Here is a 21,978-nt window from a genome sequence, read left to right on the forward strand (position 1 = left end):
TCACCGGGCCGGAGCTCACCGGGCCGGAAAAGGAGGCCCGGGACGCCGACGCCCGTGACTCAGCGGTCGGTGCGCAGCCCTCCGAAGGCCAGCTGCACGACGGCGTCGGCGATCTGGCCGCCGTTGGCCGCTCCCCGGCTCTCCGGCCGGTACCACTCCACGATCGAATTGATCATTCCGAAGAGCAGCCGGGTCGCCAGGCGCAGCTCGACGTCGGAGCGCAGGTCGCCGTCCGCGACCGCCTCCTTGAGCAGCGCGGCCACCTGCTGGTCGAACTCCCTGCGCCGCTCCAGGGCCCACCGCTCGGTATCGGTGTTGCCGCGCACCCGCAGCAGCAGTGTCACGTAGGGCAGCTCGGCGACGAGGACCTCGACCGTGCGCCGCGTGACGTACTCCAGGCGCTCGACGGCGCTGCCCGCGCGCGCGTGCTCCTCGGCGAGGATCCCGAAGAGGCCGTCGATCGCCCGGCTGACCGCGCGGCGCAGCAGTTCCTCCTTGCCCGCCACGTGGTGGTAGATCGAGGACTTGGAGATACCGGCCGCCTTGGAGAGGTGCTCCATGGACGTGCCGTCGTAGCCGCGTTCGTTGAAGACCCGTACGGCGACGCCCAGCAGCGTCTCCGGGGTGTACGTGTCACGCCGGGCGGTGGTCATGAGTACTCCTCTCGCACGGCCTGGCGCCGCAGGGCCTGGGAGGGCGCGTAACGCCCGGTGGGGTACCCGTCGTTCATCAGGTCCAGCGCCTCGGCCACGCGGTACGCGGTGAGCCGCCGACCCCATTCGATCGGTCCGAGCGGGTAGTTGACGCCGAGCCGCATGGCGGTGTCGACGTCCTGCGCGTCCGCCACCTCGCGGCCGACGGCGTCCAGGGCGAAGTCGACGAGCATCCACACCGTGCGGGCGACGATCATCCCCGGGGCGGGGCCGATGACGCTGACCTTCTTGCCGAGCGCCTGGAAGAGGCCGACCGCCTCCTTCAGCGCCCGCTCGTCCACCCGGCCGGAGGGGGCCAGGGCGATACGGGTCGCGGTGCGGTAGTCCAGGGCGAGGTCGAAGTGGATCGTGGGTTCCGCCGCGGCGTCGGGGGACATCCCGTCGGCCGGTTCGAGCCGCGCGCCGCCGGGCAGCTCGATGGAGCCGGGACAGTTCGGGGCGTCCTTCCCGTGCCCGACCCGGATACCGGCTTCCCGCATGAGGTCGGGCAGGGCGTCCGCCGCGAAGAGGTCGCCGTGGACGGTGACGGACTCCGGAGCCCGCTCGGGCCCCGCGGTGTGCGGCTCCGCGCGCGGGGTGTCGTCGTACGCGTACCAGCCCTGCCCCGACTTGCGGCCGAGGCGGCGGGACTCGACGAGCCGGCGCTGGGCGAGCGAGGGCGTGAACTTGGGGTCCTGGAAGAACGACTCCCACACGGAGCGCGTGACGGCTTCGTTGACGTCCTGGCCGATGAGGTCGGTCAGCTCGAAGGGGCCCATCTTGAAGCCGCCGCACTCGCGCAGGACCGCGTCGATCGTCGCCGGATCGGCGACCCGCTCCTCGTACAGGCGCAGCGCCTCGGCGTAGAAGGGCCTGGCGACGCGGTTGACGATGAACCCGGGGGTGTCGGCGCAGCGCACCGGAGTCTTGCCCCAGGCCCACGCGGTCTCGTACGCGCGCGTGGCCGCCGCCTCGTCGGTCGCGAAGCCGCTGACGACCTCCACGAGGGGGAGCAGCGGCGCCGGGTTGAAGAAGTGCAGGCCGAGGAAGCGGCCCGGCTTCTTCAGGGCGCCCGCGATGGCCGTCACGGAGAGGGAGGAGGTGTTGGTGGCCAGCAGGCAGTCCTCGGCGACGACGTCCTCCAGGTCCTGGAACAGCCGCTGCTTGACCTCCAGTTGCTCCAGCACCGCCTCGATGACGAGGGCGCAGCCGGCCAGTTCCGCGAGGCTCTCGGCGGGCGCGAGCCGGGCGGCAGCGGCGGCGCGGTCGCCGGCCGAGAGCCTGCCCTTCTCCACGAGCCGGTCCAGGCGGGCGCCGATCGCGTCGGCCGCCGCCTTCGCCCGGCCGGGGGCGGCGTCGTACAGCCGCACGGGGTGGCCGGCCACCAGGGCGACCTGTGCGATGCCCTGCCCCATGGTTCCGGTGCCGACCACGGCAACGGCGCTGCTGAGCTCGAGTGCTGTCATGCTCGCGATCCTCCCGCACGGTGGGCCGGCCGGAGGTTTCGGGGTGGCCGCGAAGAAGTTGTCCACAGGTTTGGCGGACCCTCTTGTCCCGACCGATCGTTCGGTTACTCTAGCTCTGTCAGCCAGTCCCTGCCCACTGTTCCCGCCCATCTCGCCAGCTCGACGGAGAGCTGACCGACGAGGAGTTGGTCCTGTCATGGCCGCCGAACTCACCGCGCACCAGCTGATCGCCAAGCACCGGCCCACCCTCGATCAGGCGCTGGAGACCATCCGCACGCGTGCGTACTGGTCGCCGCACCCCGAGCACCCCAAGGCGTACGGGGAGGACGGCAGCCTGAGCCTGTCCGAGGGCAAAGCCGCTTTCGACGCCCTCCAGGGCACCCGCTTCGACCTCGACCAGCCCGGCACGGACGACTGGGTCGGCGCCGAGGTCTCTCCCTACGGCCCGGAGCTGGGGATCACCTACCCCCACCCGGACGTCGACGTCCTGCTCCCCGCGATGCGGGCCGGCATGCGCGCCTGGCGCGACGCGGGCGCGGAAGCACGCGCGATGGTCGGCCTGGAGATCCTTGCGCGCATCGGCGCCCGCACCCACGAGCTCGCGCACGCCGTCATGCACACCAGCGGCCAGGCCTTCATGATGGCCTTCCAGGCGGGCGGCCCGCACGCCCAGGACCGCGCCCTGGAAGCGATCGCGTACGCGTACGTGGAGCAGGCCCGCACCCCCGACACCGCCGACTGGCACAAGCCCCAGGGGAAGCGCGACCCCCTCGCGCTGAACAAGCGGTTCACGCCCGTGGCGCGCGGCATCTCGCTCCTGATCGGCTGCAACACCTTCCCGACGTGGAACGGCTACCCGGGCCTCTTCGCCTCGCTCGTGACCGGCAATCCGGTCCTGGTCAAGCCCCACCCGCGCGCGGTGCTCCCGCTCGCCCTCACGGTGCGGATCGCCCGCGAGGTCCTCGCCGAGGCCGGCTTCGACCCGAACCTGGTCTGCCTGGCCGTCGAGCGGGACGGCGAGGGCATCGCCAAGACCCTCGCCGTCCGCCCCGAGATCAAGATCATCGACTACACGGGGTCGACGTCCTTCGGCGACTGGCTGGAGGCCAACGCCCGCCAGGCGCAGGTCTACACCGAAAAGGCCGGGGTCAACACCGTCCTCATCGACTCGACGGACAACTACAAGGGAATGCTGGCCAACCTCGCCTTCTCCCTGTCCCTCTACAGCGGCCAGATGTGCACGACCCCGCAGAACCTCCTCATCCCCCGCGACGGCATCCACACGGACGCCGGGGCCAAGTCGTACGACGAGGTGGTGGCCGACCTCGCGGCCTCGGTGGACGGCCTCCTGGGTGACGACGCCCGGGCCAACGGCATCCTGGGCGCGCTGGTCAACCCGGACGTGAGGACCCGCCTGGAAGCGGCCGCCGGCCTCGGTGAAGTCGCCCTGCCCTCCCGGCAGGTGGCCAACCCCGACTTCCCGGACGCCGTGGTGCGCACCCCGGTCATCGTCAAGCTGGACGGCGCGAAGCCGGACGCCGAGGCGGCCTACCTGAGCGAGTGCTTCGGCCCGGTCTCCTTCGCGGTCGCCGTCGACTCGACGGCGGACGCCGTGGAGCTGCTGCGCCGCACGGTGCGGGACAAGGGAGCGATGACCGTCGGGGCGTACACCACCTCGCACGAGGTCTCCACGGCCGTCGAGGAGACCTGCCTGGAGGAGTGCGCCCAGCTGTCCCTGAACCTCACGGGAGGGGTCTATGTGAACCAGACGGCGGCGTTCTCGGACTTCCACGGCTCGGGCGGCAACCCCGCGGCGAACGCCGCGCTGTGCGACGGCGCGTTCGTCGCCAACCGCTTCCGCGTGGTGGAGATCCGCAAGGACGCGTGACCCGCGCGCGGGACGGACTGCGGCGGGTTCAGGCCTCCACGCCCGAAGGCCTGCCCGCCGACCAGTGGAAGAGCGCCATGGCGACGCTCGTCGCCAGGTTGTAGCTGGACACCTGCGGCCGCATCGGCAGGGACACCAGCTGGTCGGCCCGTGCCCGCAGGGCCGCCGAGAGACCGCTGCGCTCGGAACCGAACGCGAGCACGGCGTCGTCCGGGATCTTCAGCCCCCGGATGTCCACACCCTCCGCGTCGAGTGCGAACACCGGCCCGGCCGGCAGCTCGGCGACCTCCACGCGCTCCACGGCGGTCGCGAAGTGCAGCCCCGCGCCGCCGCGTACGACAGTGGGGTGCCAGGGGTCCAGCGTCCCGGTCGTGACGACACCGGTCGCCCCGAACCCGGCGGCGAGCCGGATCACCGCCCCGGCGTTGCCCAGGTTGCGGGGGTCGTCGAGCACGACGACCGGCGCCGTCCTCGGCGTACGCCCCAGGGCCTCCAGGTTGGCGGTGCGCGAGGGGCGTACCGCCAGGGCGGCCATCGCGGTGGGGTGCAGTCTCGGCACGAGCGCGCGCAGCCGCTCCTCGGACACCTCCACCAGGAGCGCGTCCAGCGCGTCCCGCACATCGGGGGCCAGCTCGTCGGCGAGCGCCAGCACGCCCGCGCGGTCAGCGGTCAGCGCGACCGGCACCCGCGCGTCGAAGCGCAGCGCGTGCTTGATCGCGTGGAAGCCGTCGAGCAGCACGGAGGCGTCGGCGAGCCCGAGCCAGGCGCGTACGGCGCCGTCGGCGTCCGTCGCGTGCGTCCCGTCCGTCGGCTCCGTCCCGTTCATGAGGCGAAGCCTACGCGCGCGCGTGCCGCCCACTTGCCGAGGCGCCGCAGGAACGATGTGGGCAGGAAGACCGCGTCCGCGGTGATCATCGCGAGGGAGAAGAACGGCAGCCCCAGGACGACGGCGATCACGGCGTGCTCGAAGATCATCGCTGCCAGGAGGACGTTCTTCACCCGCCGGTTGAAGAGGGTGAAGGGGAAGGCCACCTGCACGGCGACCGTCCCGTACGTCACCAGCATCAGCATCAGCCCGTGGGACGACAGCAGTCCGGAGAGAGCCGGCCACGGGGAGAAGTAGTCGAGGTTCAGCGGGTAGTACACGGCCGTCCCGTCCTGCCAGCGGCTCCCCTGGATCTTGTACCAGCCGGCGGTGGCGTAGATCAGACAGGCCTCCACCATGATCACAAGCAGGCCCGCGTTGTGGACGAGGTTGGCGACGACGTCGAGGAGCTTGCGGAGCTCACCGTGCGGGGCGCGCCGTCCCGCCAGCCACCACAGGCCGTGGGCGAGCCACACCCCCCAGAAGATCAGGGGCCACCAGTCATCGAGTTCCCCCATCAGGGTGACGACGGACAGCCCCAGCCCGAGCGCCCACCACAGCACGGGCCCCACCCTGTCGACGCCCGGCTCACCCCGCACCGCCCCTACACGCGCGCGTGCCGCCCGCCGCGCGTCCAGCGACCAGACCTGGCCGCACCGGAGGAAGACCAGATAGGTCGCCATGAGGTGGATGACGTTGTCGCCGCCGTCGCCGATGAAGACGCTGCGGTTCTGCAACGACAGCACGCCGATCATGAAGAGCACTGACATCGTGCGCGTGCGCCAGCCGAGCAGCAGCAGGGCGCTGCTCACGACGGCCACCGTGTAGACGATCTCGAACCAGATCCGCGCGTCGGACCACATCAGGGCGGTGAAGGCGCCGTTGCCGGAGATGAGCCGGCGCGCCATCTCCCAGTCCCAGGGGCCGTCGGGGCCGTACATCTCATGGCGGTGGGGGAATTCGCGCAGCAGGAAGAACAGCCAGGTGCCGGCGAATCCGATGCGGATCACCGCGCTCTGGTACGGGCCGAGGGCGTGGCCGGTGACCTTGTCGAGCCCCCGCGCCAGGGGGTGCGCGACGGCCAGGAGACGTTGCCCGGCCCAAGACCCCTGCCTCGCGGCGGGCTGTTCGGTACGGGTCACCGGGCCACCCCCTCCGCGTCGGCGAGCGGCAGGTCGTCGGGCGTCACCGACCACCACGGGACCAGGCGGTACACCGGCTTGGTGGCGACCTTCTCCTCGCTCCACTTCGGCGGCCGTACGCTCGTGGTCCTGGAGCGCACCTGCACGCGCGCGATCTCGTCGCCCGCGCCGCCGGGCCCCTCCCGTTCGAGCCGCAGGTACGCGATGCGGCGGACGTAGCGCTCGGAGAGCCGGCCCCGCAGACCGACGGGACGATTCTGCGCGTCGTGCGAACCGACGTAGAAGTCCCAGGCGCGGCGCAGTTCGTTCTGCCGGGTGTGGCTGGGCAGCAGGCTTCCGTCGATGGCGGCGCCGTCCTGCGCGGAGAGGTCGTACCAGTCGGTGGTCCGCATCCCTCCGCCGCCCGTACGCAGCTCCGCCCGGGCCTGTACGGCGACGTTCTGCTGGAGCGGGTTGGGCGCGAAGAGCTTCCAGTTCTGTTCGAACTCGGGGTAGATCCATTCGTCCACCACGTCGCCGTGCCGCTTGGTCAGTGTGTTCGAGGGAGCGACGTGGAAGAAGAGCATCCCGATGTGCACGCACGCGACCACGGCGATGAGCGCGAGAGCGCAGGCGGCGACGATCTGGTGACCGAGCTTGAGCCCGGCGATGCCGGGGCGGGGGGACCCGGAGGGCGGCTCGCTCGGCTCGGGTGGCGGTTCGCTCGGCCCGGAGGGCGGCTCGCTCAGCCCGGATAGCGGCTTGCTCGGCCCGGAGGGCGGTTCGCTCGGGCCGGATGGCGGTTCGCTCGGCCCGGAAGGCCCAACGGACGCACGTGGCCCGATGGGTCCGGAAGGCCCGGCAGACCCGCGTGACGGGGCGGGCTCGACAGGCCCGGTGGCCCCAGGCGGCCCGGCCGGCCCAGGCGGCCCGTCAGACCCCGACGGCCCGGCGGACCCGCCCCCGGAACCCTCGTCGTACCCGTCCATTCCGCCCCGTTCCCCCGCCCCGCTCCGAACCCTGCCGCCGGAACGGTACTCAGGCCTGTCCGCCGCGCGCAGCGGCGGCGAAGTTATCCACAGGGTTGACACCTTATGGCGGCGCGCCGCACCATTGAATTCCAACGAACCGAACGATCGGTCGGTCGGTTCGCTCCCAGGTCGAGGGGGACCGAGATGGCGACAGCAGCCGCACCCAAGGCGGCGGGGACGGAGCCGGAAGAGGCCGCGCGCACGGCCGAGCAGCAGGCCGCCTTCGACGCGGCGGTCGCCGCCGACGAGCGCATCGAGCCACGCGACTGGATGCCGGACGCCTATCGCGCCACCCTCGTGCGCCAGATCGCCCAGCACGCGCACTCCGAGATCATCGGCATGCAGCCGGAGGCCAACTGGATCACCCGCGCCCCTTCCCTGCGGCGCAAGGCGATCCTGATGGCGAAGGTGCAGGACGAGGCCGGGCACGGCCTGTATCTCTACAGCGCCGCCGAGACCCTCGGCACCAGCCGCGAGGAGCTGCTCGACAAGCTGCACTCGGGCCGCCAGAAGTACTCCTCGATCTTCAACTACCCCACGCTGACCTGGGCGGACGTCGGCGCGATCGGCTGGCTCGTGGACGGCGCCGCGATCACGAACCAAGTCCCCCTGTGCCGCTGTTCGTACGGCCCCTATGCCCGCGCGATGATCCGCGTCTGCAAGGAGGAGTCCTTCCACCAGCGCCAGGGGTACGAATCCCTGCTCGCCCTCAGCCGTGGCACCGAGGCCCAGCACGAAATGGCGCAGGACGCGGTGAACCGCTGGTGGTGGCCCTCGCTGATGATGTTCGGCCCGCCCGACGACGAGTCGTCGCACTCCGAGCAGTCGATGACATGGAAGATCAAGCGCCACTCGAACGACGAGCTGCGCCAGCGTTTCGTCGACATCTGCGTCCCCCAGGCCGCCTCGCTGGGCCTGACCCTCCCCGACCCCGACCTGGTGTGGAACGAGGCGCGAGGGCACTACGACTTCGGCCCGATCGACTGGACCGAGTTCTGGGACGTCCTGAAGGGCAACGGCCCGTGCAACGACCAGCGCATCACCCAGCGCCGGCGTGCCCACGAGGAAGGCGCCTGGGTCCGGGAGGCCGCCGCCGCCTACGCCACGAAACAGGCAGCCGCAGACCAGTCGGCCAAGACGCAGCCGGCCAGGACGCAGGCAGACGGGGCACAGGCGGAAAGCCCACAGATGAGCGGCACCGAGGGCAGCACCGCACAGCACGGAGAGGCGACAGCATGAGCAGCTCGACCGACTGGCCGCTGTGGGAGGTCTTCGTCCGCTCCCGTCGCGGGCTCTCCCACACCCACGCGGGCAGCCTGCATGCGCCGGACGCGGAGATGGCCCTGCGCAACGCCCGCGACCTCTACACCCGCAGGAGCGAGGGCGTCTCCCTCTGGGTCGTGCCGTCCACCGCGATCACCGCCTCCTCGCCCGACGAGAAGGACTCCTTCTTCGAACCGGCCGGCGACAAGCCCTACCGCCACCCGACGTTCTACGACATCCCGGAGGGGGTGAAGCACCTGTGACCACCACCCCGACCGCAGCCACCACCCACGCCCCGGCCGTCCCGACCGAGGCCCTGCCTGCCCTCGCCCTGGGTGACGACGCCCTGGTGCTCTCGCATCGCCTGGGGGAGTGGGCCGGCCACGCCCCCGTCCTGGAGGAAGAGGTCGCCCTCGCGAACATCGCCCTCGACCTCCTCGGCCAGGCCCGCGTCCTGCTCTCTCTCGCCGGCGACGAGGACGAGCTGGCCTACCTCCGCGAGGAGCGCGCCTTCCGCAACCTCCAGCTGGTCGAGCAGCCGAACGGCGACTTCGCCCACACCATCGCCCGCCAGCTCTACTTCTCCACCTTCCAGACCCTCCTGTACGGCCGACTGGCCGCCGGGGACAGCGAGTTCGCGCCCCTGGCGGCGAAGGCCGTCAAGGAAGTCGCCTATCACCAGGACCACGCCGAGCAGTGGACCCTGCGGCTCGGCGACGGCACGGCCGAGAGCCACGAGCGGATGCAGCGCGGGCTCGACGCGCTCTGGCGGTTCACCGGCGAGATGTTCCAGCCGGTGGACGGCATCGACGTCGACGGCGAGTCCCTGCGGGAGAGCTGGACGGCCTCGGTGACGGCCGTCGTCGAGCGGGCCACCCTCACCGTGCCCGGCGGACCGCAGACCGGCGCGTGGACGGCGGGCGCCGGACGCCAGGGCCTGCACACCGAGCCGTTCGGGCGGATGCTCGCCGAGATGCAGCACCTGCACCGCAGCCACCCGGGGGCGTCATGGTGACGACCGTGCCCACGGCACTCGAGGCGGAGCTGCTCGCCCTCGCGGGCTCGGTGCCCGACCCGGAGCTGCCCGTGCTGACCTTGGCCGACCTCGGCGTGGTGCGCGGCGTGCGGGTCCTCGCCCCCGGCAAGGTCGACGTCGAGCTGACCCCCACGTACACCGGCTGCCCGGCGGTCGAGGCCATGTCCTGCGACATACAGCAGGTGCTGCGTGAGCACGGCATGACCGAGGTGTCCGTGCGCACCGTGCTCTCCCCCGCCTGGTCCACGGACGACATCAGCGCCGAAGGCCGCCGCAAGCTCGCCGAGTTCGGCATAGCGCCCCCGCGCTCCCACCCGGCGGACGGGCCCGTGCCCCTGAGCCTGTCGATCCGCTGCCCGCACTGCGGATCGACGGACACGGAGCTGCTCAGCCGCTTCTCCTCCACGGCGTGCAAGGCGCTGCGCCGCTGCGCCTCCTGCCGCGAGCCCTTCGACCACTTCAAGGAGTTGTGATGGCACGCTTCCACCCGCTCCGGGTAGCGGCGGTCGACCGGCTCACCGACGACTCCGTGACGCTGACCTTCGACGTGCCGCCCGCACTGTGCGAGGAGTACCGCTTCACCCCGGGCCAGCACCTCGCGCTGCGCCGCTTCACCGACGGCACCGAGATCCGGCGTACGTACTCGATCTGCTCGCCCGCCCCACCCGCCGACGCCCCCGGCATGCCCAGGACACTGCGCGTCGGAGTGCGCCTCGTGGAGGACGGCGCCTTCTCGACGTACGCCTTCAAGGAGCTGTGTGTCGGTGACGAGCTGGAGGTGATGACCCCGGCCGGACGTTTCACGCTGGACCCCGCTCCCGGCCGCTATGCGGCGGTGGTCGGCGGCAGCGGAATCACGCCGGTGCTCTCCATCGTCACCACCCTCCTGGAGCGCGCACCGCAAGCCGAGTTCTGCCTCATACGCAGCGACCGCACGGCGGCCTCGACGATGTTCCTGGAAGAGGTCGCCGACCTGAAGGACCGTTGGCCGGACCGCTTCCAGCTGGTGACCGTCCTCTCCCGGGAGGAGCAGCAGGCCGGCCTCGACTCGGGACGGCTCGACGAGGAGCGGCTCACCCGTCTGCTGCCGGCGTTGCTGCCCGTGGCGGACGTCGAGGGCTGGTTCCTGTGCGGGCCGTTCGGTCTGGTGCAGGGAGCCGAGCGCACCCTGCGCGGCCTCGGCGTGGACCGTCGGCGCATTCACGAGGAGATATTCCACGTGGACGGCGGCGTCTCCACCGCACCCCCGGCCTCGCCCGCCACCCCCGCGCACAGCACGGTGACCGTGACCCTCGACGGCCGCTCGGGCACCTGGCCCGTCCTGGACGGCGAGACGCTGCTGGAGACGGTGCTGCGCAACCGCGCGGACGCGCCCTACGCCTGCAAGGGCGGGGTCTGCGGCACGTGCCGCGCCTTCCGGGTCTCGGGAGAGGTCCGGATGGAGCGGAACTTCGCGCTGGAGCCGGAGGAGACGGAGGCCGGATATGTGCTGGCCTGCCAGTCCCATCCGGCCACGGACACCGTGGAGTTGGACTTCGACCGCTGAGACGCCGGGCCCAAGTACCGGCGACCGTGGACGCCGTGGCTGTTCCCTTCCCCTAGAACCTGTTCTATCTTGACGCCCCGTCAGTTGGGACAGGCCGGTGCGTGGGAGGACAGGCAGTGGACTTCACCTTCACCGAGGAACAGCAGGCCGTGGTCGAGGCCGCCAGGGCGCTCTTCGCCGGCGTCGCACCGGACGGGGTGCCGAGCCCGGCCCGCACGCCCGGTGCCGTCGCGGAGGACTTCGACCGCGCCGTGTGGGCCCGGCTCGCGGACGCCGACCTGCTCGGGCTGCTCATCGGCACCGAGCACGGCGGCGTGGACCTGGACGCCATCGCCCTGTGCCTGGTGCTCCGCGAGTCCGCGAAGGTCCTCGCACGGGTTCCGCTCCTGGAACACGCCGCCGCCGCCGCGCTCGTACAGGCCCACGGCAGCGCCGAGTTGCGGCGGCGCGTCCTGCCCCGGGCCGCTCTCGGGCAGCTCGTCCTCACCGCCGCCGCCCACGGCCGGACCGGCCACGACCGGGCGGACCTCGCCGTCACCGCCCGACCCGACGGTGACGGATGGCTCCTCGACGGGCTGCAGACCGCCGTGCCCTGGGCGCAGAACGCCGACCTCGTCCTCGTGCCCGCCCGTGCCGACGACGGCCACACCGTTCTCGCCCTCGTGCCCCGCGTCCACGAGGGCCTGACCATCGCCGAGCAGTTCTCCACCAGCGGCGAACGGCTCGGCGAGCTGCGCCTGGAGGACGTGCGCGTCGACGCCCGCGACGTCATCGAGGCAGCCGGCGCCTGGGACCGGCTGCGTGACCTGCTCGCCACCGGCACCTGCGCCCTCGCCCTGGGCCTCGGCGAGGCGGTGCTCCGCATGACCGGCGAATACACCGGCAAGCGCGAGCAGTTCGGGCACCCCATCGCGACGTTCCAGGCCGTGGCGGTGCAGGCCGCCGACCGGTACATCGACCTGCGCGCGATGGAGGTGACCCTCTGGCAGGCCGCCTGGCGGATCAGCACCGGCGCCGACAGCGCACTGCCCGTCGCCGGGGACGTGGCCGTCGCCAAGATCTGGGCGTCCGAGGGCGTACGAAGGGTCGTGCAGACGGCGCAGCACCTGCACGGCGGCTTCGGCGCCGACACCGACTACCCCCTGCACCGCTACCACGCCTGGGCCAAGCAACTGGAGCTCTCCCTCGGCCCGGCGGCGGCGTACGAGGAGACGCTGGGCGACCTGCTGGCCGCCCACCCGCTCGGCTGACGCGAGGCGGTCGAGAGAAACGGTTCAGAGAGGCGGTCCAGAGGGGCGGTCAAGAGGGGCGAGGGGCCTCAGACCACGGTGCCCGGGCGGCCCTGGTCGTCCACGACCGGTCGGCCCGAGGCCTGCCAGGCCTCCATGCCCCCGGCGACGTTCACCGCGTCGACGCCCTGCTGCCCCAGGTACATGGCGACCTGGGCGGAGCGCCCGCCGGAGCGGCAGATGACGTTGACCTTGCCGTCCTGCGGGGCGGCCTCGGTCAACTCGCCGTACCGGGCGACGAACTCGCTCATCGGAATGTGCAGCGCGCCCTCGGCGTGACCCGCCTGCCATTCGTCGTCCTCGCGGACGTCCAGCAGAAAGTCGCCGCTCGTGAGGGCGTCGACGCCGACGGTGGGCACATGAGATCCGAAAGCCATGCCCCCGACGCTACCCGACCGGCACTACGCCGTCAGCCGTGCCAGCTCCGCCTCGCGCTCGGCGACCTGCGCGAGCAGCTGCTCGGCGATCTCGTCGAGCAGCGTGTCCGGGTCGTCGGGCGCGAGCCGCAGCATCCCGCCGATCGCACTCTCCTCCAGCTCCTTGGCGAGGACCGAGAGGAGTTCCTTGCGCTGGGCGAGCCATTCCAGCCTGGCGTACAGCTCCTCGCTGCGGGTGAGCCGCTGCTCCTGCGGCACGGGCCCCGCGGCCCACTCCGCGGACAGTTCCCGCAGCAGCGCCTCGTCCCCGCGGGCATAGGCGGCGTTGACGCGCGTGATGAACTCCTCGCGCCGCTGTCGCTCGCCCTCCTCCTGCGCCAGGTCCGGATGCGCCTTGCGGACCAGCTCGCGGTAGAGCTTGCGGGCCTCCTCGCCGGGACGCACACGCTGCGGCGGCCGCACCGACTGCTCGGTGAGCATCGACGCGGCCTCGGGAGAGAGGCCCTCGTCGTCCATCCAGCCGTGGAACAGCTCCTCCACACCCGGCATCGGCATCACCCGTGCCCGCGCCTCCTCCGCCTTGCGCAGGTCCTCGGGGTCACCCGTGCGGGCCGCGGTGGCCTCCGCGATCCGGGCGTCCAGCTCGTCGAGGCGCGCGTACATCGGGCCGAGCTTCTGGTGGTGCAGGCGCGAGAAGTTCTCCACCTCCACCCGGAAGGTCTCCAACGCGATCTCGTACTCGATCAGCGCCTGCTCGGCGGCGCGCACGGCCCTTTCGAGCCGCTCCTCGGGCCGCTGGGGCTCCTCTGGCATCGCCTCTGCCGCGGACTGCCCCGCCGCCTGCTCGCGCCGCTCCTCGGAGCGCGCCCGCAGCCGCTCCTTGAGCTGGTCCTTGAGCCGCCCTTCCGGAGCCGGGCGCCCCGCCTCCCCGCCAGAGGTCTCGGGCGTCTCGGGCTGCGTCGGCTCGGCTTCCGGCATCGTCACTCGTCCAGCGTAGGGCACCAGGCGCCCCGCCCCGGAAGCCCGCCGTCCACCAGCACCGGAAGCTGACCCCGGAAACGCACCCTCCACCGCACCGGATGCCGCACTCGGAAACGCACCCTCCACCGCACCGAGTGCCGCACCCGGAAGCGCACCGTCCACCGCACCGGATGCCGCCCCCGGAAGCACACCGTCCACCACACCGGAGGCGCTCGGCCCCGGTCCGCCTCACACCCCCGTCTCCGCGGCCACCCGCCCCTCCTTGACGGCCCGCGCCAGCGACGCGTGATCCGCCTCCGTGCGGTCCGCGTACGCCGTCGCGAAGCGCGCTATCGCCACGTCCAGCTTGTCGCTCTTGCCGCAGTACCCCGCTATCAGGCGCGGATCGGCGCCGTGCGTGTGCGCGCGGGCCAGCAGGGCGCCGGTCATGCGGGCGTAGTCGTCCAGCTGGTCGGCGGTCAGCGCCGCCGGGTCCACGCTGCCCTTGCGGTTCCTGAACTGACGCACCTGGAACGGCAGTCCGTCCACCGTCGTCCACCCGAGCAGGAAGTCGCTGACGACCTGCATCCGCTTCTGGCCGCCCACCACCCGCTGCCCCTCGTGCGCGCTCTGGGGCTCCTTGAAGCCCGCCGCGGGCAAATGCGGCAGCAAGGCGGAGGGACGCGCCTCCTTGACCTGGAGCACCAGGGGCTCGCCCCGGTGGTCGAGCAACAGCACCACGTACGACCGCAGGCCGACGCTGCCCGTGCCCACGACGCGGAACGCCACGTCCTGGACGGCATACCGCCCGAGCAGCGGCAGCCGGTCCTCGGAGACGGTCTCCAGGTACTCCTCGAGGGACGCGGCCACCGAGGCGGCCTCCGCGTCCTTCACACGCCGCAGCACGGGCGGCGCGTCCACGAAACGCCGACCCACGGAACCGTCGTCGCCCTCGACCCGCTCCGTCGACTTGGCGGCGAACCGGGCGCTCGTGTTCTGCCGGGCCTTGTCCGAGACCCGCTGGAGCGTGCCGAGGAGGTCGCGGGCATCCGCGTGCGAGACCAGTTCCTCGTCGGCGATGGCGTTCCACGCGTCCAGGGCCGGGAGCTTCGCCAGAAGCCGCATGGTGCGGCGGTAGGACCCCGCCGCGTCCAGGGCGGCGTCCGCGCAGACCGCCTCACTCGCGCCCGCCTCGCGGCCGGCGAGCACCAGGGAGGTGGCCAGACGCTTCAGGTCCCACTCCCAGGGGCCGTGCACCGTCTCGTCGAAGTCGTTGAGGTCGATGACGAGGCCGCCCCGCGCGTCCCCGTACAGCCCGAAGTTCGCCGCGTGGGCGTCCCCGCATATCTGCGTACCGATCCCGGTCAGCGGGGCCCGCGCGAGGTCGTACGCCATGAGTCCCGCGGACCCCCGCAGGAAAGCGAAGGGGGAGGCGGTCATCCTGCCGACCCGGATCGGCACCAGCTCCGGGAGCCGGGTGCGATTCGACTCCTCCACGGCCGCCACGGGGTCGGGGCGCCCCGCCCCCGCCTCGAACCCCGCGTGCATCGAGCGGGGGACGCGCCCCCGCAACGCCTTGCCCTCGCGCTTGGGCGACCCCTGCCCGGGCCACGGCGCGAACCCCGGCACCTGCGGAATCCTCTTCCCCCGCCGCTGTCCCTGCCCTGGCCCTCGGCGCACCAGCGCCTTCCCGAGTTCCGCCATGCCCATCGCCCCCGCCGTCCGTCCACCGAACCTGGCCTCGAAAGTACCGCCGCGCGCCGACTCCCGTCAGAGCCTGTGGATAACTACGGTGACATAGATCACTACACGCAGAGGTAGTCGCGAGCACGCGTACGGACACAAAACCCGTCGATTGTCCGGTGCCCAGGCCAGAGGCCGATCAAGGGGCGGCTCGGCCACCCGGTGTCTCAGTGCCGCCGTGATCGTCTTCGTTCCCTTCCGCCTGCTCTCACTCATCACCAGTAGGCGCCATAGTTCCGCATCACGCCGGCCAGGGGTTACGGCCCTCAGGTGTAGGGGGATGGATGGATCCCTCACTCGGCATACCGTCGTCCTGCTCACGCACAGGACGACGTACCGGGCAGCCGGGTCTTCCACCCTTCAGGCCGCAGCCCAACCTCAAATGGTTGACACCGAGGCCCGGCGTTCCGGCGGGCTCAAACCTTTGTTCTACACGCTCCACACAGACTCGCCGAAGGTCTATACGGAGCTTGCCAGCCCTTGGCGCTACGGACATGGCCCTGCAGTTCGCCTCAAGCCCAAGACCGTTCCTGCTACGAAAAGCATGAGGGCCGCAGCGGCGGCCAGGAGAGAAGCGCTCTCGTGCAGCGGCCACGCCCAGGGATACGGGTTCTGGCTAGGCCCCAGGCCAATGAGCGCGCAGCCCACAGGGAGGGCGGCGACGGCCAACGGACCGTACATGGAGCCGACGAGGTACTGAACGATCAGGCCCACGCCGAGGTACCCCGCCAGATTCCGCGCCACGCCGAGACCCACACCGAAGTCGAGCCACTGCGCTTCACACACTCCCAGGACGACCGCCACACTGGCGGCACCTCCGAATAGGACGGCCCGGTAGGTGGAGACTGGGCGGACCGCGGTGGCATCGGTTTCCATGGGCGCTCTGCTCATGGCGTGCAGGAGGAAGCACACCGGAGCCACCGGGAGAACCAAGGGCAACGGAACCCCTGACCCCAACCCGCCCATGAGCGAGGGGATAGGAAGCGCCGCCCCGGCGAGTAGTGGGGCAAGGATGAAGCAAGCCAGCACAGAGGCCCAGGAGGCATGCACCATGTGAACGCGAAGCCACCAGGTCACGATTTCTTGTCCCCTGCATGCTGGAAGGAAGCAGGGCTGAGATCCGCCGTCACGGAACAGTCCAGAACGGATCGCATGTTGCGCTCGTACCAGGCATGTTGTTGAGCTGGAGATAGTTCGCGTATCTGGTCGGCGAGAGCGACCGCTTCGGGCTGCCAATACGTCACCAGCTCACCCTCGGGCTCTCCCGAAGTCAGCGACAACCAGGCGTAGATCGCGCTGTGCGCAGCATCCCCCGGGTACTCGGCCCCTGGCTTCGTCGCACACGCCGGCGGGGAATCCGGCAGAACGCTGGTGGCGGTGACGGCCCGGACCGTGCTCTCGCTAGGGCGCGGTTCACCGAACTCGACGCGGGATGGCGGAGTGACTCCCACTCGGCTCAGGCGGCGTTCGGCGTCCTGCGCCCAGCGAACCATGTCGTCCTGCCGTTCGTATTGCTCTGGCCATACGCAAACCTGGACACGTCCGCCTGCACACCTGCGGAGTCCGGGATCCCGGGCTTGCACTCCCTCGAACTCAAGCGGCATGGCCAAGATGACTGCACCTGCGACACCAAGAGCACCGGCCGCCAACGCATATGCCTGATGTCGTCGGCCCCTCGTGCCGAGGGCAGTGGCAAGCAGAGCGGCGACCACCAGCCCAGCGGAGAAGACGATGGTGGCGGCCATACTCCGGACCGACGCAGTTTGGTCGATGCTGCAGCACTCCACCAGCCCCTGCCCGTTGAGGTGCCGCAGCCAGGGCAACTCGCCCAGTGCAGCAGGCCAGAACCCCCACAGGTAACCGAAGATGAGCATCATGGCGGCACCCAGGATGCGTGGCATCCACGGCCCTACCAGCCAGCCGAGCGCGATATGGGACACCACGACCGCAAAAGCGGTGAACAGGATTCCCAAGCTTGGGAAGCCAGGCGCCCCGAGAGCGATAGAGGAATAGGCCAAGAGACTTGCGAGCACCCCAAGCAGTCCCAATACGATGACCGGGGCGAGATGCAGCCAGGCGATGTGAAGGCGGCTGCGGGCGGGAGCCCAACCATCGATCCCCGCACGGTGAACTCTCGCGGATTCCCACGCGGCGCAGGCACCGCATCCCGCGCTCACAAAACCAAGCACGATCAGCGACTGCGCAGTGGCGGATTCCCAGTATTCGATAACAGAATCTGTGTTCCGCACACCGAACCAGAACAGGACCGGGAGCATGACGAGTGCAACCCAGGCGGCCGGCCCTGATCGGAGGAGAGTTCCAAGACGCATGCCTCAGACCTCCCCTCGAACCAGGCTACGGTAGGCGCTCTCCGCGCGCCGCTCGACCGGTATGCCTTTAGGAGCCTGGGCGAAGAAGTCCGGAACTTTCCCCTGAAAGGCCACCTGTCCTTGGTCGAAGACGATGACGCTCTCGTAGATATCGACCAGGTCCTCCGTCTGGTGGGTGGAGACCACAAAGCTGACGGATTCTGACAGCTCGCCCACCAGTTCGCGGAAGACACCACGCTGCACTGGGTCAAGGCCCGCGGTCGGCTCGTCCAGCAGAACGATCTGGGCATCGTGAATCAGGGACTGTGCGATGCCAAGTCGTCGCATCTGTCCACCGGACAATTCGTGACTCCGGCGCTTCGCCAGCTCTGCGAGGCGAACCCGGTCCAGGGCCTTTGCGGAGCGTTCCCACGCCACGGACTTCGAAAGACCTTTCAACCAGCCCCCATAAGCCACCTGCTCTCGTACGGTCAACGATGGCACAGGCTTTACCTGCTGCGGCAGCCACCCGACTCTGCGCCGGTACTCACTACGGTGACGTCTTTCCGTAGTTGTCAACTCACCCAGTTGCACCCGGCCGGACACGGGAGCAAGAACCGAGGCTCCCAGAGACAACAGTGTTGATTTTCCAGCACCGTTGGGCCCCAACAGCACGGTGCATCCCGAGGGAAACTCCAATGACAAGCCGTCAAGGACAGAGACTCTCGCACGGTAGGTGAAGGAACAATCGATGAAACGAAGCAGCACGGCCTATCCAGGTGGTCAGCGCGGAACAGCGGTGAGCGCAGGAAGGGTGCCCGATCCTCTCATCCGGAACCGAGCACCCTGCCGAGTGGATCAGTACTTGACGACCACGCGCTTGACAAACAGCTTGTAGCCGGGCTGGTCATAGCCGTTCAGACGGGTGTACTTGAAGTAGTAGCCACCCTTGGAACGGTCGCCAAAGCTGGACGTGTCACAGTAGTTCGTGTCCCGAGCAACTACGGGGTCCGGAAGGGCCGAGCGCTCCTTCTTCAGTTGCAAGGTTACGTTCTTGAAGTGGTCCTCGCCCGAGCCCCCGTTGTGGGCCGTGCAGCCAGAGAACTTGACCGACGTCGACACCCCGTCCCGGTTCTTGTCGTTCCAGTGACGAGAGTCCTTACCTGTGATCCACGCATCAATGCTGCTCTTGAAGCCGCCCTCAGCGAAGGCCGGTCCGATCCCGAATCCTGCGATGGCCGTAACTCCTGCCACGACCGTGGCTATCTTGCGCTTCCTGTCCATGTTCCCCTCCTAGAACGGGACCCGTGGCTGGTCAAGCCACGTGGTCCTTCCATGACGGACCAGATGTTCCTTAGTGATCATACGACTACGCGGAGGCATCGAGGGGAAAACGCGTTCGATTTGAGGAACATCTGAGGTTGGGCAAGCGGCATGAGCCGCAGCGGTCCGTAGGTGAGTGCGCCCAGCACCTTGGCGTGTTTAAGCTTGTTGTTGAAGCAACGACTTCGATGACGTTATGGCGTAGGCAGGCGGTTCGACCGAGGCTGCAGCGAATGTCGGCCTTAATAGGGTCGGTCTGCTCCGTATGACGGCTTTGATTCCTCGTGGCCGCAGGCAGCCACGGGTTTTCATGGAGGAGCTAATGTGGGCAATGGCCTGCTCGACCCGGGTGCTGTTTTAGCGTGCCGACGGAGATGGCGAAGCCCAATGGCCGACCCTGGTCGTCGCAGGCGAGGTGGAGCTTCGTGGTCAGTTCACCGTGGGAGCAGGCAATCGACTCGCCCGGCCAGAGCACTCCTCATCCAGGCCGGCCTCGCCGACACCGAACTCGTCGAGGGCAACTGGTACTGCCCTCGATCCTCTAGCGCAAGCCTCTCCTACCAAAGTCCGAAAGACGCCGACACTCGCCGTATTGCCGCCCAGGTCCTCCTGCTGGCCTCTCGGTTGGGTCATGCCAACTCCCGCAAACGCACCGCCTGGGCGGACCATTGCCCCCACGGTGCGTGCCCTGCACATCGACGGCCCACCCGCTGCTGTGAGACCAAGCCATTGGCCACCTGGACTACATAGGGATACGGCTCCCAGCCCTGAGACCTTCCTCACAAGCCACCTGTAACCGAGGGCGAAACTACAGCCCGCAGCAGAGCCACCGAAGATCCACACCGGAAAAACGGACACCGACGACTCCAAGCTCTCGGCGGCCCAAGCGTTCTTGGCCACACAACAGCGGCAGGCGCCATCGTGGTCACGATGGCGCCTGCCGCGTCGGTACAACCAGAGCACCTCTGTCGGTGCTCCATGGTGCGCGAGGGGGGAGTTGAACCCCCACGCCCTTTCGGGCACTGGAACCTGAATCCAGCGCGTCTGCCTATTCCGCCACCCGCGCATGGGTGTGTCTTTGGGTCTCTCACTGTGTGGTGCGAGCGCCTGCCGACATCCAGAAGATTAGCACGGTGCGGACGGTGGATTCACATCCGTATTCGGCGGGCACCTGCCAAGGGATCCGCTCTCGGACCGTGCCGGGGCCCAGGCCACGCCCGGGGCCGCGCCCGGGCCGGCACCGGACCTGTCCCCCTGGACCGTGCTCCCGCCCGCCCGGCCCGGCCCGCCCTCGCCCATCCCCGGGACCGGAGCACGCGAAGGTCCACAGCCAGGTGCGGGACACTGGCTCGAGGCCACCTCTACGATCCCTGCAAGAGGAGACTCAGCATGCGTCGCGAGCAACTGCCCGGAAGGGTTTGCGGATCCGGAAATCAGGGCCTCGTCAGGGGCCCTGGGGGGATCCCTGGCGCCTGGTGCGGGCATGCCTTGTGAGAGGCGACACTCACCGACCGGGCAGACAGGGGGAACCAGCCGATTTCCCGGCGCGTGGATACGATCAGTAAGCAGTACCAGGATGACTACGACGGAGGAGGTGCCCCATGGGAGTCCTGAAGAAGTTCGAACAGCGACTTGAAGGTCTGGTCAACGGCACCTTCGCCAAGGTGTTCAAGTCCGAGGTCCAGCCCGTCGAGATCGCCGGCGCCCTCCAGCGGGAGTGCGACAACAACGCGACGATCTGGAACCGCGAGCGGACGGTCGTCCCCAATGACTTCATCGTGGAGCTCAGCGCCCCCGACTTCGAGCGCCTGAGCCCCTACTCCGGCCAGCTCGGCGACGAGCTCTCCGGCATGGTGCGCGACTACGCCAAGCAGCAGCGCTACAGCTTCATGGGGCCCATCAAGGTCCACCTGGAGAAGGCCGAGGACCTCGACACCGGCCTGTACCGCGTCCGCAGCCGCACGCTCGCCTCCAGCACCTCCCAGTCTCCCGAACAGGCCACCGCGGGCCCCGGCCCCGGCGGCGCGGGTCCCGGCACCGTGGCCCCGGGCCGTGGCGCGGGCGGCGGCTATGGCTATCCGCAGTCCTCTTCCGGCGCCCCCGGCGGGGCACCTCCCATGCCGGCGGCACCACCGCCCGGCGCGGGTCGCCCCGGCGCCCCGTCCCCGGCGGCGGCCAGACCCCCGGTCCCCGGCGCCGGACCGCTCCCGGGCGCCCAGGTGCGGCGCTGGATCGAGATCAACGGCAATCGCCATCAGATCTCCCGCCCGACGCTGGTGCTGGGACGCAGCACCGACGCCGATGTGCGGATCGACGACCCCGGCGTATCGCGCCGGCACTGTGAGATCCGGACCGGAACGCCCTCGACGATCCAGGATCTCGGGTCTACCAACGGCATCGTGGTAGACGGGCAGCACACCACCCGCGCTACGCTCCGCGACGGCTCGCGGATCGTCGTGGGCCAAACCACCATCGTTTACCGGCAAGCCGAAGGGTGAAGCGGGGGCAATGTCAGAGCTGACCCTGACGGTCATGCGGCTAGGTTTCCTAGCCGTTCTGTGGCTGTTCGTGATCGTGGCCGTCCAGGTCATCCGCAGCGACCTGTTCGGAACGCGCGTCACACAGCGCGGTTCGCGCCGAGAGCGGCCCCAGCAGGCCGCCCGGGCGCAACAGGCCGCGCCTCCGCAACAGCGCCAGCAGCAGAGCGGCGGCGGCCGCCAGCGCCGCGGCGCCCCGAGCAAGCTCGTCGTCTCCGAGGGCATCCTCGCCGGGACGACGGTCGCGCTGCAGGGCCAGACCATCACGCTGGGCCGTGCACACGATTCGACGATCGTGCTGGACGACGACTACGCCTCCAGCAGGCATGCCAGGATCTACCCGGACCGGGACGGCCAGTGGATCGTCGAGGATCTCGGGTCCACCAACGGCACGTATCTCGACCGGACCCGACTCACCACCCCGACGCCCATTCCGCTGGGCACGGCGATCCGCATCGGCAAGACCGTCATCGAGCTGCGGAAGTAGTGCTACGTCATGAAAGAGCGCGAGCGGAGCGAGCGAGCCGAAGCG

The 21,978-nt window shown here is 70.1% G+C and carries 20 protein-coding genes and 1 tRNA gene; 9 read left to right on the forward strand and 12 right to left on the reverse strand.

The features are described 5' to 3' along the window. Positions 1–59: 59 nt before the first annotated feature. On the reverse strand, positions 60–653 hold the full coding sequence (locus ACZ516_RS19960) for a TetR/AcrR family transcriptional regulator (protein ID WP_469011245.1): 594 nt from the start codon (positions 651–653) through the stop codon (positions 60–62). Continuing rightward, a complete protein-coding gene (locus tag ACZ516_RS19965; RefSeq protein ID WP_469011246.1) occupies positions 650–2,158 on the reverse strand; it encodes a 3-hydroxyacyl-CoA dehydrogenase in 1,509 nt (502 codons plus the stop codon). Before ACZ516_RS19965 ends, ACZ516_RS19960 begins: the two co-directional genes overlap by 4 nt. Positions 2,159–2,354: 196 nt before the next feature. Here ACZ516_RS19965 and paaN point away from each other — a divergent pair, with 196 nt between their 5' ends. After that, the gene (gene paaN, locus ACZ516_RS19970; RefSeq protein ID WP_469011247.1) at positions 2,355–4,046 is read left to right on the forward strand and encodes a phenylacetic acid degradation protein PaaN; all 1,692 of its coding nucleotides are present in this window, start codon (positions 2,355–2,357) and stop codon (positions 4,044–4,046) included. Between the two features lie 28 nt (positions 4,047–4,074). Here paaN and ACZ516_RS19975 read toward each other — a convergent pair whose 3' ends face one another. The 3 genes from ACZ516_RS19975 to ACZ516_RS19985 are packed head-to-tail and all read right to left on the reverse strand — an operon-like array spanning position 4,075 to position 6,631. Next, positions 4,075–4,872, reverse strand: a complete 798-nt coding sequence (locus tag ACZ516_RS19975; protein ID WP_469011248.1) for a TrmH family RNA methyltransferase — start codon at positions 4,870–4,872, stop codon at positions 4,075–4,077. Further along, positions 4,869–5,996: an HTTM domain-containing protein gene (locus tag ACZ516_RS19980; protein ID WP_469011359.1), complete on the reverse strand. Its 1,128-nt coding sequence runs from the start codon at positions 5,994–5,996 to the stop codon at positions 4,869–4,871. Before ACZ516_RS19980 ends, ACZ516_RS19975 begins: the two co-directional genes overlap by 4 nt. Positions 5,997–6,049: 53 nt before the next feature. After that, entirely contained in the window at positions 6,050–6,631 is a 582-nt protein-coding gene (locus ACZ516_RS19985; RefSeq protein WP_469011249.1) for a DUF5819 family protein, read from the reverse strand. A gap of 576 nt (positions 6,632–7,207) precedes the next feature. On the opposite strand from ACZ516_RS19985, the gene paaA reads away from it, so the two are divergent. From paaA to ACZ516_RS20015, 6 genes are all read left to right on the forward strand, one after another. Continuing rightward, entirely contained in the window at positions 7,208–8,302 is a 1,095-nt protein-coding gene (gene paaA / locus ACZ516_RS19990) for a 1,2-phenylacetyl-CoA epoxidase subunit PaaA (RefSeq protein ID WP_469011250.1), read from the forward strand. Then, positions 8,299–8,589, forward strand: a complete 291-nt coding sequence (gene paaB / locus ACZ516_RS19995) for a 1,2-phenylacetyl-CoA epoxidase subunit PaaB (protein ID WP_030790406.1) — start codon at positions 8,299–8,301, stop codon at positions 8,587–8,589. The genes paaA and paaB overlap by 4 nt, the downstream gene beginning before the upstream one ends. Further along, positions 8,586–9,341, forward strand: a complete 756-nt coding sequence (gene paaC, locus ACZ516_RS20000; protein ID WP_467465309.1) for a 1,2-phenylacetyl-CoA epoxidase subunit PaaC — start codon at positions 8,586–8,588, stop codon at positions 9,339–9,341. Before paaB ends, paaC begins: the two co-directional genes overlap by 4 nt. Then, positions 9,335–9,835 (forward strand): 1,2-phenylacetyl-CoA epoxidase subunit PaaD, encoded by a 501-nt coding sequence (gene paaD / locus ACZ516_RS20005; protein WP_361081102.1) that lies wholly within the window; start codon positions 9,335–9,337, stop codon positions 9,833–9,835. The genes paaC and paaD overlap by 7 nt, the downstream gene beginning before the upstream one ends. Then, a complete protein-coding gene (locus ACZ516_RS20010) occupies positions 9,835–10,908 on the forward strand; it encodes a 2Fe-2S iron-sulfur cluster-binding protein (RefSeq protein ID WP_361081104.1) in 1,074 nt (357 codons plus the stop codon). The genes paaD and ACZ516_RS20010 overlap by 1 nt, the downstream gene beginning before the upstream one ends. A 116-nt stretch (positions 10,909–11,024) precedes the next feature. Beyond that, positions 11,025–12,158, forward strand: a complete 1,134-nt coding sequence (locus ACZ516_RS20015; protein ID WP_361081106.1) for an acyl-CoA dehydrogenase family protein — start codon at positions 11,025–11,027, stop codon at positions 12,156–12,158. A gap of 68 nt (positions 12,159–12,226) precedes the next feature. Here the strand turns inward: ACZ516_RS20015 and ACZ516_RS20020 are convergent, their stop codons facing one another. From ACZ516_RS20020 to ACZ516_RS20050, 7 genes are all read right to left on the reverse strand, one after another. Next, positions 12,227–12,574, reverse strand: coding sequence for a rhodanese-like domain-containing protein (locus ACZ516_RS20020; RefSeq protein ID WP_358578004.1), 348 nt, complete (start codon positions 12,572–12,574; stop codon positions 12,227–12,229). A gap of 24 nt (positions 12,575–12,598) precedes the next feature. Next, on the reverse strand, positions 12,599–13,552 hold the full coding sequence (locus tag ACZ516_RS20025) for a hypothetical protein (RefSeq protein ID WP_467465322.1): 954 nt from the start codon (positions 13,550–13,552) through the stop codon (positions 12,599–12,601). A gap of 231 nt (positions 13,553–13,783) precedes the next feature. Beyond that, positions 13,784–15,238: a DUF2252 domain-containing protein gene (locus ACZ516_RS20030; protein ID WP_361081109.1), complete on the reverse strand. Its 1,455-nt coding sequence runs from the start codon at positions 15,236–15,238 to the stop codon at positions 13,784–13,786. Positions 15,239–16,350: 1,112 nt separating this feature from the next. Next, positions 16,351–17,553 carry a DUF7224 domain-containing protein gene (locus tag ACZ516_RS20035; RefSeq protein ID WP_469011251.1) on the reverse strand — a complete coding sequence of 401 codons (1,203 nt, stop codon included), beginning with the start codon at positions 17,551–17,553 and terminating at the stop codon, positions 16,351–16,353. A gap of 57 nt (positions 17,554–17,610) precedes the next feature. After that, a complete protein-coding gene (locus ACZ516_RS20040) occupies positions 17,611–18,354 on the reverse strand; it encodes an ATP-binding cassette domain-containing protein (RefSeq protein ID WP_469011252.1) in 744 nt (247 codons plus the stop codon). A 90-nt stretch (positions 18,355–18,444) separates the two neighbouring features. Beyond that, on the reverse strand, positions 18,445–18,870 hold the full coding sequence (locus ACZ516_RS20045; RefSeq protein ID WP_469011253.1) for a hypothetical protein: 426 nt from the start codon (positions 18,868–18,870) through the stop codon (positions 18,445–18,447). 1,018 nt (positions 18,871–19,888) lie between these two features. Continuing rightward, positions 19,889–19,975 (reverse strand) — tRNA-Leu (locus ACZ516_RS20050). 535 nt (positions 19,976–20,510) lie between these two features. On the opposite strand from ACZ516_RS20050, the gene ACZ516_RS20055 reads away from it, so the two are divergent. Both ACZ516_RS20055 and ACZ516_RS20060 read left to right on the forward strand, forming a co-directional pair. Further along, positions 20,511–21,407 (forward strand): DUF3662 and FHA domain-containing protein, encoded by an 897-nt coding sequence (locus ACZ516_RS20055; protein ID WP_358578009.1) that lies wholly within the window; start codon positions 20,511–20,513, stop codon positions 21,405–21,407. Between the two features lie 10 nt (positions 21,408–21,417). Beyond that, a complete protein-coding gene (locus ACZ516_RS20060) occupies positions 21,418–21,933 on the forward strand; it encodes an FHA domain-containing protein FhaB/FipA (protein WP_358578011.1) in 516 nt (171 codons plus the stop codon). The last annotated feature ends 45 nt before the right edge of the window (positions 21,934–21,978 follow it).

Source organism: Streptomyces sp. NPDC034037, assembly GCF_055575715.1.